The organism is Raoultella sp. (genome assembly GCF_039594335.1).
In the GTDB taxonomy this organism is placed as follows: domain Bacteria; phylum Pseudomonadota; class Gammaproteobacteria; order Enterobacterales; family Enterobacteriaceae; genus Klebsiella.
Genome location: NZ_JBCNNS010000057.1, coordinates 15,290 through 27,731, shown reverse-complemented (window position 1 = coordinate 27,731; position 12,442 = coordinate 15,290). Strand labels below are relative to the sequence as shown.

Annotated in this window: 9 protein-coding genes; 5 read left to right on the top strand and 4 right to left on the bottom strand. The window is 57.2% G+C overall.

All coding sequences use genetic code 11. The annotated features are described in order from the left end of the window. Positions 1-170: 170 nt before the first annotated feature. The gene (locus ACZAHD_RS12155; protein ID WP_462456998.1) at positions 171-731 is read right to left on the bottom strand and encodes a lipoprotein; all 561 of its coding nucleotides are present in this window, start codon (positions 729-731) and stop codon (positions 171-173) included. Between the two features lie 113 nt (positions 732-844). Further along, positions 845-2,053: a multidrug efflux MFS transporter MdtH gene (mdtH, locus tag ACZAHD_RS12150; RefSeq protein ID WP_462456997.1), complete on the bottom strand. Its 1,209-nt coding sequence runs from the start codon at positions 2,051-2,053 to the stop codon at positions 845-847. Positions 2,054-2,283: 230 nt separating this feature from the next. On the opposite strand from mdtH, the gene rimJ reads away from it, so the two are divergent. From rimJ to murJ, 4 genes are all read left to right on the top strand, one after another. Continuing rightward, entirely contained in the window at positions 2,284-2,868 is a 585-nt protein-coding gene (rimJ, locus tag ACZAHD_RS12145) for a ribosomal protein S5-alanine N-acetyltransferase (protein ID WP_462456996.1), read from the top strand. A 9-nt stretch (positions 2,869-2,877) separates the two neighbouring features. Then, a complete protein-coding gene (locus tag ACZAHD_RS12140; protein WP_462456995.1) occupies positions 2,878-3,525 on the top strand; it encodes a YceH family protein in 648 nt (215 codons plus the stop codon). Between the two features lie 2 nt (positions 3,526-3,527). Further along, the gene (locus ACZAHD_RS12135; protein ID WP_462456994.1) at positions 3,528-4,451 is read left to right on the top strand and encodes a Gfo/Idh/MocA family protein; all 924 of its coding nucleotides are present in this window, start codon (positions 3,528-3,530) and stop codon (positions 4,449-4,451) included. A gap of 112 nt (positions 4,452-4,563) precedes the next feature. Then, complete coding sequence (gene murJ / locus ACZAHD_RS12130; protein ID WP_462456993.1) at positions 4,564-6,099, top strand: murein biosynthesis integral membrane protein MurJ; 1,536 nt, start codon at positions 4,564-4,566, stop codon at positions 6,097-6,099. 52 nt (positions 6,100-6,151) lie between these two features. On the opposite strand, the gene ACZAHD_RS12125 is transcribed toward murJ, so the two are convergent. Next, positions 6,152-7,366, bottom strand: coding sequence for an MFS transporter (locus tag ACZAHD_RS12125; RefSeq protein WP_462456992.1), 1,215 nt, complete (start codon positions 7,364-7,366; stop codon positions 6,152-6,154). A gap of 16 nt (positions 7,367-7,382) precedes the next feature. Between ACZAHD_RS12125 and ACZAHD_RS12120 the strand changes: the two genes are divergently transcribed. Next, entirely contained in the window at positions 7,383-8,411 is a 1,029-nt protein-coding gene (locus tag ACZAHD_RS12120; RefSeq protein ID WP_462456991.1) for a LysR family transcriptional regulator, read from the top strand. 40 nt (positions 8,412-8,451) lie between these two features. On the opposite strand, the gene rne is transcribed toward ACZAHD_RS12120, so the two are convergent. Next, entirely contained in the window at positions 8,452-11,877 is a 3,426-nt protein-coding gene (gene rne, locus ACZAHD_RS12115) for a ribonuclease E (protein ID WP_462456990.1), read from the bottom strand. Between the last annotated feature and the right edge of the window lie 565 nt (positions 11,878-12,442).

Below are 12,442 nucleotides of genomic sequence, written 5' to 3'. Positions count from 1 at the left end.
GAAGCGGATTCATATCTGTTCATGCTATTTACTCCTTGATTTGCTGGTAACAAACCGGGGCAGTATTTCGCATGGGCATTCTACGGGCAAAGCCCCACATGAACGATCGCCACCCCCATAGGAGGTGGTTTAGGGGTGACAAAAAAACGAGCGCCGTAGCGCCCGTCGTATTAATTGGTGAACGGGATGATAATTTCGCCCGGCTTCACTTCGATGCCTTTCGCGTATTTTTTCGCCAGCGCTTCACCGGTGCTGGCATCTTCGCGCAGAACGTAGGCCGGCTGCTGGTTAAAATAGTTACGCAGAGACTGATTCAGGTAGGGAATCAACGTCTGTACGACGGATTGCAGCTTCTCAGGCGACACTTTCGCATCAACGACCTCCATCTCCTGCAGGAAGATCGCGCCTTTTTCTTTATTAAAGACCGGCAGCGCTTTGAGCTTCAGATTGATGGTGGCTTTCTGATTGCCGAACAACGAGTTCAGATCCAGGTTGGCCATACCGCTCAGCGTCACTTTATTCGGCTCTTCACGGCCAATCGCGCTGCTCAGATCGTGCAATTCAATATGTGCATCCGCCACGCCCGGCAGGCCGATATCTTTGGCGAAATGGTTACGTTTCTGCAGCGCCTGGTTAATTTCCTGCTCGCTAACTGAATACTGCGTTAGCTGGTTACAGCCGCTCAGAAGGCCGCTGACAATGAGCGCGGCCACGATAAACATCTTTTTCATTGGATTCCTTAACGGTCATACCAGGACTTATCCTGACATAAAGCAGTATGGCCTGCCAGCATTCGACGCACTAGCGGAAAATGCTGAAAACAAGCCTTAGGTTGAATGTCTGATCAGGTACGTGGCTCCAGCATGCTGGAGGGCGAGCGCTTCTGGCTGAACTGCCACCACAGGGCAATGAAGGTAAACAGGCCGATAGCACCCAGCATCAGCCACGGTAGCTCGGGCTGATTCAGCGCTTTACCGGCATCGAACAGCCACCCGCCGCCGGCGTAGCCAAACGCGCCACCAAAGGCCAGCCCTAACCGGCTAAAGCCCATATAGCTGCCGCGCGCCCGGGCGTCGGCTAAAGAGGCCCCCAGCGTTTCCCGTGCTGGTTCCGCGACTATCGATCCGATATAGAAGATACAAATCAGGGTAAACAGCTGCTGTAAATTGCTGGTCAAGCCAATGGGCAACATGGCGACGGTCATCACCAGTAACCCGGCCATCAGCCGATGTTCCAGGCGAAAGCGCTGTTCGCTCCAGCGGGCGATGGGGTAGAGCAGGGTCAACGATATAGCCGCTTCAATGGTGTACATCCATTTCACCGCAGTCGGTGAACCGGCGATGTCATTAACCATAATCGGCAACATGAGCATCACCTGGACGGCCAACATGTAGTAGCCGGTGAGTGTCAGGACGTAGGTGACAAAGCGCTTATCGCGCAGTACCCGGCCCAGACCTTCACGAATCGGTGTCTTCACGGTGGAAAGCTTCCACGCCGGCAGATACCAGGCGTTGAATGCGGCGCAGGCGATAAATAACACCGCGCCCACGCAGCACACAAGACGGAAGTCATATTGCAGCAGCCAGCTGCCGAGCAGGGCGCCGATCACCGCTCCGGCGCTGTCCTGCATCATCAGAATAGAAAAGAACCGCCCACGCTGATGCGGACGCACCAGTTTGACCACCAGCGCGGCGCGCGGCGGATCGAACAGGGTGCCGCCGAGGCCGGAGAGAATGCAGGCGAGCCACAAAATCCACGGTTCATCTGCCACAGCCATCGCCGCGAAACCGCCCGCGCGCATAAGCATGCCGGTGACGATCATCGGTTTGGCGCCAAAGCGATCGGCGATCGCGCCACCCAAAATGCCTAATCCTTGCTGTACCAACTGGCGCAGGCCGAGCGCAATCCCGACCATCAGCGCGGCCCAGCCCATCTGGTCAACAAAGCGAATAGAAATCAGCGGGAAGACGACAAAAAAGCCCAGAACCACCAGCATGTTGTCGACCAACAGGAAATATTTACCCAGGCTCCTTGCCTGCGATACGCGGGACATTTCCCCTCCAGGGAAAATAAAACAGTTACCCGGATAGTGTGCGGGGAAGATGCTGACTTTCCCAGCATCCTTGCGACAATATTTTTTTATCAAAATGCAAGATCGATAGAGTCTATTCATCGAAAAAGGGAGCTGGTGCAGAAAATGGTATGTTGCTGTTTTCACACAAGCGTTCAGGACAGGTATAGTGAAGGAAGCAGGGTAATCAGTCAGGGGAACAGGAGAAGGGAATGTTTGGCTATCGCAGTAACGTACCTAAGGTGCGTTTGACGACGGACAGGCTGGTGGTACGGCTGGTATACGATCGTGACGCCTGGCGTCTGGCCGATTATTACGCGGAGAATAAAGGGTTCTTAAAACCCTGGGAGCCGGTGCGCGATGACAGCCACTGCTACCCCTCTGGCTGGCAGGCGCGTTTATCGATGATTTCCGAGTTTCATAAGCAGGGCTCGGCATTCTATTTTGCGTTGCTCGATCCGCAAGAGAAAGAGATCATCGGCGTAGCAAATTTTTCCAATGTGGTACGCGGGTCGTTTCATGCCTGCTACCTCGGCTATTCCATTGGCGAGAAGTGGCAAGGTCAGGGGCTGATGTTTGAGGCTCTGACCACGGCGATTCGCTATATGCAGCGCACACAGCATATCCATCGCATCATGGCCAACTACATGCCGCATAATCAACGTAGCGGCGATTTACTGGCTCGTCTTGGCTTTGAAAAAGAGGGGTACGCCAAAAATTATCTGCTGATTGACGGGCAGTGGCGTGACCATGTCCTGACGGCGTTGACGACCCCGGACTGGACTCCGGGTCGCTGAGGAGAAAGCATGAAATATCAGTTAACTGCACACGAAGCGCGCGTCATCGGGTGTTTGCTGGAAAAACAGGTCACCACGCCTGAGCAATATCCGCTGTCGGTCAATGCGGTGGTGACCGCCTGCAATCAGAAAACCAATCGTGAGCCGGTGATGTCGCTGAGCGAAAGTGATATTCAGGAACTGCTGGATACCCTGGTCAAACGCCATTATCTGCGTACCGTCAGCGGTTTCGGCAATCGGGTGACCAAATATGAACAGCGCTTTTGTAATTCCGAATTTGGCGATCTGAAACTGTCTGCGGCGGAAGTGGCGGTCGTGACAACGCTGCTGCTGCGCGGCGCGCAGACGCCGGGCGAGTTGCGCAGCCGTGCGCAGCGAATGCATGACTTTAGCGATATGGCGGAAGTGGAGAACGTGCTGGAAACCCTGGCAACCCGGGATGACGGGCCATTCGTCGCTCGTCTGCCGCGTGAGCCGGGAAAACGAGAATCCCGCTATATGCATCTGTTTTGCGATGATATGGACTCGCTGATTACCGCCGTTGAGGCCGTCTCGCCGCCGACCGATGATCTCCTCGCGCGGGTTGAGGCGCTGGAAGGGGAAGTCGCGGAACTGAAAGAGCGACTGGCCTCGTTGCTGGCTCACCTGGGGGATTAATCGTGACCGCGAAATTACGCATTGGCGTGGTGGGATTAGGGGGCATTGCGCAGAAGGCCTGGCTGCCGGTGCTGGGTGCCGCTGACGGCTGGACGCTGCAGGCGGCCTGGTCGCCGGGTAAAGAGAAAGCGTTGCGCATCTGCGACACCTGGCGCATTCCTTATGCCGACTCGCTGGAGCAGTTGGCGGCGCAGTGCGATGCGGTCTTTGTGCATACTTCAACAGCGTCGCATTTCGAGGTAGTCAGCCGTCTGCTGAATGCCGGAGTGCATGTGTGCGTGGATAAACCGCTGGCCGATAAGCTGAATGAGGCCGAGTCGTTGGTTGAACTGGCGGCGCGCCGCAAACTCACGTTGATGGTCGGTTTTAACCGTCGCTTTGCGCCGCTGTATCGTGAACTCAAAACGCAGATGGGCAGCGCCGCATCGCTGCGCATGGATAAACATCGCAGCGACAGCATTGGCCACGATCTGCGTTTTACGTTGCTGGATGATTATCTGCATGTGGTGGATACCGCGCTGTGGCTGGCGGGCGGAAGCGCGCGTCTGAGCGGAGGCTCGCTGCACACCACGGCCCAGGGCGAAATGCTCTATGCCGAACACCACTTCAGCACGCCGCAACTGGACGTCACCACCAGCATGCACCGTCGCGCCGGCAGCCAGCGAGAGTGGGTGCAGGCCGTGACTGACGGCGGACTGTACGCCGTCTGCGACATGCGCGAATGGCAGGAGGAGCGCGGTCAGGGCGTGATTCTGCGTCCGGTTCCGGGCTGGCAAACCACGCTGGAGCAACGGGGTTTTGTCGGCTGCGCTCATCACTTTATCGAATGTGTGCAAAATCAGACGGTTCCGGAAACCGCGGGTGAACAGGCGCTGCTGGCCCAGCGGGTGGTCGAAAAACTCTGGCGCGAGGCAATGAGTGAATAATTGGTTGTAACATCTGGGAGTAGTAATTCATGATGAACCCGGTAGACTATCGCCACTTTCCAGCGCCCGCAATCGCGGGCGTTTTACTTCAGGGTTGTGGAATAACACGTTAATGAACCTTTTAAAATCACTGGCAGCAGTCAGTTCGATGACCATGTTTTCACGCGTTCTGGGGTTTGCGCGTGATGCTATCGTCGCCCGAATTTTTGGCGCAGGGATGGCGACCGATGCCTTTTTCGTCGCGTTTAAATTACCGAATTTGCTGCGCCGTATCTTCGCGGAAGGGGCGTTCTCTCAGGCATTTGTTCCTATTCTTGCCGAATATAAAAGCAAACAGGGTGAAGATGCGACTCGCGTGTTTGTGGCTTATGTTTCTGGCCTGCTGACCCTGGTTCTGGCGGTCGTTACCGTTCTTGGAATGCTGGCGGCGCCCTGGGTGATTACCGTGACCGCGCCCGGTTTTGCTGACAGCCCGGATAAATTTACCCTGACTATCCAGCTGCTGCGCATCACCTTTCCCTATATTCTGCTGATTTCACTGGCGTCGTTAGCCGGAGCGATCCTTAACACCTGGAATCGTTTTTCCGTTCCCGCTTTCGCTCCGACGTTCCTTAACGTCAGCATGATTGGCTTTGCCCTGTTTGCCGCGCCTTATTTTCACCCGCCAATGCTGGCGATGGCGTGGGCGGTCGCCGTCGGCGGCGTGCTGCAGCTGGCCTATCAACTGCCGCATCTGAAAAAAATCGGCATGCTGGTTCTGCCGCGTATTAACCTGAAAGATGCCGGCGCAATGCGGGTGGTCAAACAGATGGGACCGGCGATCCTCGGCGTTTCTGTCAGCCAGATTTCATTGATTATCAACACTATCTTTGCCTCGTTCCTGGTGTCAGGTTCGGTGTCGTGGATGTATTACGCGGATCGCCTGATGGAGTTTCCGTCCGGGGTCCTTGGCGTGGCGCTGGGGACTATCCTGCTGCCCTCGCTGTCAAAAAGCTTTGCTAGCGGTAATCATGATGAGTACTGCCGCCTGATGGACTGGGGGCTGCGCCTGTGCTTTCTGCTGGCGTTGCCAAGCGCCGTGGCTCTGGGGATCCTCGCGAAGCCGCTCACCGTTGCGTTGTTTCAGTACGGGAAATTCAACGCTTTTGATGCCGCGATGACTCAACGCGCGCTGGTAGCTTACTCCGTCGGACTGATGGGACTGATTGTCGTTAAGGTACTGGCGCCGGGCTTTTATTCTCGACAGGACATTAAAACGCCGGTAAAAATCGCGATCGTTACGCTGATTATGACCCAGGTAATGAACCTGATCTTTATTGGCCCGCTGAAGCATGCCGGGCTGTCGCTGTCTATCGGTCTGGCGGCCTGCCTTAACGCCGCTCTATTGTACTGGCAACTGCGTAAGCAAAAGATCTTTACTCCGCAGCCGGGATGGTTCTCCTTCCTGCTGCGGCTGGTGGTTGCGGTGCTGGTGATGTCGGCGGCGCTGTTGGGCATGATGTATATCATGCCGGAGTGGTCACAGGGCTCGATGCCGTTCCGTCTGCTGCGCCTGATGGCGGTTGTAGTGGCGGGTGTGGTGGCGTATTTCGCCACCTTAATGGTGCTGGGCTTCCGGGTAAAAGAGTTTGCCCGACGTACGGCCTGAGGCCCTACGCCGAATGGAAAGAGACCCGTTCCGCATTGCGGAGCGGGTTTTTTTATCGGACTGCGCGCGCAACGGATGCCAGACGGGCGCTTTCCCGCAGACGAATCGCCAGCGCGATAGCGCCGGTCACTACGGCCAGGATAATAACGCCATTCCAGCCGGCGACCGCGTATAGTCGGCTACCGAGTACTGAGCCGAGCGACATACCAATAAACACGCCGGTGAACAGCAAGGCGTTCAGGCGACCGCGAGCCTGCGGCTCAAGGCTGTAAACCAGATTCTGGTGCGCGACCAGGCTGGACTGCAGACCGAGATCGAAGCCGATGGCCGAAAGACCGATCAGCAGCAGCTGACCATGTGGCGGCAGTACCGGCATCAGGAACATCAGGGCAAAAGAGAGGGTAACCATCCCCGCGCCCAGTTGAGTGACCTTTCCTGCACCATATTTATCGGCCAGTCCGCCCGCCAGCGGTGCGGCAAGGGCCCCGGCCGCACCGGCGATGCCGAATCCCCCGGCAACGGCGCTACCCATCTGATAATGTGCGAGCAGCATCACCGCCAGCGTTGACCAGAAGGCGCTGAAAGCTATCGATAAAAAGCCCTGGGCCAGTGCCGCGCGTCGCAGCGCAGGATAGCGTTGCCACAAGTGCGCCATGGATTTCATCAACTGCGGATAGCTCAGCGTTGAGTGAATCGCAAAGCGCGGCAGAATACGCCACATCAGCAGACCGATAAGGGCGATACTCACGGCCGCCGCCTGATACATCACCCGCCAGCCGAACAGTGCACCGACCAGTCCACTGACGGTCCGCGAGAGCAGAATTCCCAGCAGCAGACCGGTCATGACTGTTCCGACCATTTTCCCCTGCCTACCGGCCGGGGCCAGAATCGCCGCAGCCGGAACAATATCCTGTGCCATCGTTGCGGCCATACCGATCAGTAAACTGACCACCAGGAGGGAAGTGAGCTGGTCCGTCAGGCTACACAGCAGCAACAGGACCGCCAGCGCCGCGCTTTTCAGCAGAATCAGCGTTCGCCGGTCGTGGCGATCGCCGAGCGGCAGTAGAAACAGAATGCCCAGCGCGTAGCCGGCTTGAGTCAAGGTCGGGATCAGGCCCATTCCTTCAACGCTCAGATGCATATTGGCCCCCATCAGCGGGAGCAGAGGCTGCGCGTAATAAATAGAAGCAACGCTAAAACCAGCGCCAAGAGCGAGTATAAAGATAATCCAGCCTGCTTCGCGGGAGGAAAGTGGTGTCGGGGTCATGATGAAGTCCTCGTAGATGAGATGGGACTATTCTTCCCCTAATGCCGCTGGCGCGGTAGATAGCGTGGTGGTAAAACGGTTATACGCTTCACGTATAGAGAAAATGATAATGAAGAGACAGGAACGTATAGATCGCATTGAACTGATGCGGACCTTCATTCGAATCGTCGAGGCCGGTTCACTCTCTTCGGCGGCACGGCAACTGGATACCACCCAGGCGACGGTCAGTCGCCGTTTGCAGTCGCTGGAGAGCATGCTGGGTAGTCGACTGATTCTGCGCACAACGCATGCCATGAAGCTAACCGATGATGGCGAGCGCTGCTATCAGCACGCGCGTCAGGTGGTTGATGCCTGGCTGGCGTTGGAGGACGAGATGAGTATTGCTGACGATCGGCCGGTGGGGGTCCTGCGCGTGCGGGCGCCTCATGCCTTTGGTCAGCAGCAGTTGCTGGGGCCGCTGGTCAGCTTTCTGCAACGCTATCCGCAGCTGGCGGTGGAGTGGATGCTGAATGACAAAACCGTCGATTTTCTCAGCGATAATATCGATTGCGCGATTCGGGTGGGGGCTGAAGTTGACCCGGCCACGGTATCGGTACTGTTAGCTGAAGTTCCCCGTAGCCTGGTGGTCGCCCCTACGCTGTTGTCGCGATACGCGGCATTAGCGATACCTCAGGATCTGTCGCGGCTGCCGTGGGTGGCCATCAGCACCTTTTATCAACATGAAGTGGAGTTGCAGCATCAGGAGGATAGCCGGGAGCTATCGTTTGGTATCGTGCCGTGTCTGAGCACAGATAGCGTGTATGTGGCCCGTAATACGGCGCTGGCGGGGCTGGGCGCGGCTATCGTGTCGAGCTGGGCGGTAACGGAGGATATCGCCGCCGGTCGGTTGGTTGAGCCGTTTCCGCAGTGGCGGGCCTCTCCGCTGCCGGTCCACCTGGTCTATCCGTGGGCGCGTTATTACCCGACTCGCCTGAGAAAATTTCTTGATCTGATGCGCGAAGTGATGCCGCAGGTTGCCGGGATGCAACGCCCGGAGGGGGAATAAAAAAACCGGCCAGAGGCCGGTTTTTTTATGACGTAGCGCGTTACTCGGCAGGTTGTGGGCGGGTAGGTTCCGCCGTCGCCTGATGAGTCGCGCTGTGGCCGCCTGCAGCGCCTTTGCCGTCAAAGGCAAAGGACGGACGAACCCAATCGCTGTGACGCGGCGCTTCTGGTTCGTAGGCCGGAGCCGGGGCACGCGTCATCGGGGCGGTCGCGTGACGATGAGACACGATAACCGCTGCCGCAGGTGTGGCGGCCACGACCGGAGCAGGTGCTGATTCGACAACCGGCACAGTTTCCACCGCCGGAGCGGCTTCAACGATCGGCGTCGGCTCGCTGACCTGCGCAGCAGGAACTTCTTGCGTCAAAACCGGTGCTGTTTCCTCAACAACGGCTTCAGCGGCAGTTTCCACTGCTGCTGTTTCTGGCTCAGCGACAACCGGCGCAACGCTGGTTTCGGCCGCCACAATCGGGGCTTCTGCGGCGATGACGTCCTGCGCAGCAACTTCGACTTCGCGGGTGACTTCCGGCTGAACAGTCTGCGCGGCTTCAGCGACAGTCGCTTCGGCTACCACAGGTTGTTCTGCAGCAACAGGCGCTGCATCGGCAACCACCGGGGCGACCGCTTCTGCAATAGTGGATTCAGCAACAGCAACTGGTGCGACCGTTTCTGCGATGGTGGATTCAGCGACAGCAACCGGTGCGGCTGTTTCTGCGATGGTGGATTCAGCGACAGCAACCGGTGCGGCCGTTTCTGCGATGGTGGATTCAGCGACAGCAACCGGTGCGGCCGTTTCTGCGATGGTGGATTCAGCGACAGCAACCGGTGCGGCCGTTTCTGCGATGGTGGATTCAGCGACAACCACCGGAGCGACAGTTTCAGTCACGGACGCCTGAGCCTGCTGTTCTTCCTGCAGCTGATCCTGCGGACGAACAACCGGGTAACGAATCCACACTTTACCTGACGCCATTTCCGGTGATGCACAGGCTACGGTCAGCGGCATCGGCGACTGGGTCGGGTAACGCTCATCGCGGTAACGACGACGGCGCTGGCCGCTGACGCGCAGATGACGCGGTGAGCGACGAGAACGACGCGGCATACCGTTGGCTTCGCGAGACTCGTTGTTGTCGTCATGGTCGCCGTTATTTTCAACGACGGCAGGTAGATCGACTTTCGCCAGTTCGGTGCGCGGAGCGACGGCTTCCGGCTGGGCCACAACCGCAGTTTCAACAACCTGAGCGGCCGTTTCAACTACCGCAGACTCGATGCGAACTTTCTGGGATAACTGACGCGGTTTACGACGAGACATCGTCTGAACGCGTTCTTCCTGCTCAACTTCCTGCTGGACTACCGGTTCTTCGCGCGCTGGTGCTTTCGCTTCCTGCGGGGCCTGGCGTTTGTCGTCATTGCGGCGACGATTACGCTCACGGCGTGGTTGCTGCTCATCGCGCACTTTGCCTTTTTCTGCATCCTCGGTCACCGTCTGGCGAGATTCACGCGGCTCGACATTCTGCTGCTGTTTCTCGCGACGATTACGGCGGTTTTCCTCGCGGGATTCACGAGGTTCACGGCCTTCGGTATTTTCAGCACGGTTATCGCGATTATCACGACGATCGTTGCGATCGCGACGATTGTTGGTCCGCGGTTTACGACGTTCTTGCTGACGTTCCGGTTTCTCTTCGGTTTTCTTCTCTACCTGAGGTTCCGCCGGTTTAGTTTCTTCTGCGCCGGAGAAGATGTTTTTCAGGGCGCCAAAGAAGCGTGAGAGCAGACCAGGCTGCGCCGGTGCGGCAGCGACTACCGCTGGTTTTGCGGCAGCAGGTGCAGCAACAGGAACTTCCTGCTCTGGTGCAGGCGGTACGTCCGGCATCACGAAGGTGGCCAGGGCCGGCTGCTCAGGGCGTTTACGTTCGGCCGGTTCTTCATCTGCCGGCAGCGCCATCTCTTCTTCGTGCAGTTTAGGCAGCAGATAGCTCAGAGTAGAGGTCTCTTCGCCCTTGCGCACACGCAGCACGGAGTAGTGCGGTGTTTCCATCTGATCGTTCGGGACGATGATCACGCGAACGTCGCCCTGGCGGGTTTCGATGGCGCTCACCGCGGCACGTTTTTCGTTAAGCAGGTAGGACGCAATCGGCACGGGCACGATGGCGTGAACTTCCTGGGTATTCTCTTTCAGCGCTTCTTCTTCGATCAGACGCAGGATAGAGAGCGACAGGGATTCGTTATCACGCACGGTGCCGGTACCGCTACAGCGCGGGCAGACGTGATGACTGGATTCACCCAGCGACGGGCTCAGGCGCTGACGCGACATTTCGAGCAGGCCGAAGCGAGAGATATGGCTGATCTGGATGCGCGCACGATCCTGGCGCACCGCTTCGCGCAGGCGGTTTTCAACCGCGCGCTGGTGGCGTACCGGCGTCATGTCGATGAAGTCGATGACAATCAGGCCGCCGAGGTCACGCAGACGCAGTTGGCGGGCAATCTCATCGGCCGCTTCCAGGTTGGTGTTGAATGCCGTTTCTTCGATGTCGCCGCCGCGGGTAGCGCGAGCGGAGTTGATATCGATAGCGGTTAACGCTTCGGTGCTGTCGATAACGATAGACCCACCGGAAGGCAAGCGTACTTCGCGCTGGAAGGCGGATTCAATCTGCGATTCGATTTGATAGTGGCTGAACAGCGGGATTTCACCGGTGTACAGTTTGATTTTGCTGCTGAAATCCGGGCGACCCAGTGCGGCAATGTGCTGGCGAGCCAGCTCAAGCACTTTCGGGTTATCGATAAGGATTTCGCCGATATCCTGGCGCAAGTAATCACGGAAGGCGCGCACGATGACGTTGCTTTCCTGATGGATAAGGAACGGCGCCGGGCGGCTTTCAGCCGCTTTCTGGATCGCTTCCCAGTGTTTCAGACGGAAGCTCAGATCCCATTGCAGCGCCTCGGCAGATTTGCCGACGCCTGCCGTACGCACGATAAGCCCCATGCCATCTGGCAGCTCAAGGCTGGCCAGCGCTTCTTTTAATTCGGTACGGTCGTCACCCTCGATGCGGCGTGAAATACCGCCCGCGCGCGGGTTGTTCGGCATCAGTACCAGATAGCTACCCGCCAGGCTGATAAAGGTGGTGAGCGCGGCACCTTTGTTGCCACGTTCTTCTTTATCAATCTGAACAATCACTTCCTGACCTTCACGCAGCACATCCTTAATATTCGGACGACCATGAGAATTGTAGTTGGCAGGGAAGTATTCGCGGGCGATTTCTTTGAGGGGGAGGAAACCATGACGCTCGGCGCCGTAATCAACAAACGCGGCTTCAAGGCTAGGTTCAATACGGGTAATTTTGCCTTTGTAGATGTTCGCTTTTTTCTGTTCGTGCCCGGGGCTTTCGATATCCAGGTCGTACAGGCGCTGCCCATCAACAAGGGCGACGCGCAACTCTTCCTGCTGAGTTGCGTTGATTAACATTCTTTTCATCGTAACTTACTCATTATTCTTACATTGACGACTAAACTGCGGGCAGAGTATTGCCTTGCCGGGGGAAACCGATGGCCTCGTGTCTGTTTCACGTCGCCAACCTCACGGTTGTCGCGCGCTTAAGAGGCGCAGAGTGTCGGTAGCCTGTATTTCAAACGGAAACACAGCGCAATTAGCAGGGGAACAGCCTGGGATGTATCACCAGAGAAGATTCCATTTATACGCGTCATTTTTCAGGTTGCCTCTGCGTCGGCTTGCTCGTTCACCCCTGTTACTGACTTACTGATGATGTCAGTTTCCGGAGATTCTCTCTTTCGCCGCCTTGGCGCATCCTGAATAATTTTGCGTATATCTCGTCGTCTTTCACATTACAGATGTAGTGGCTTAACCTGCTCATCTCAATCAGTGGATTGAGTAGAGCACCCGGGAATACCCGGAGTCGACGCCTTCCTGCGACGTGAAATCCATAGAGGCCTGTACCGGTAAGGACTGCAACCCGCAGCCCGCTAACTGTCTGAAAGATCAATACGTCTTACGCCATTGCTGCGTAGATGATCGTTCAGAC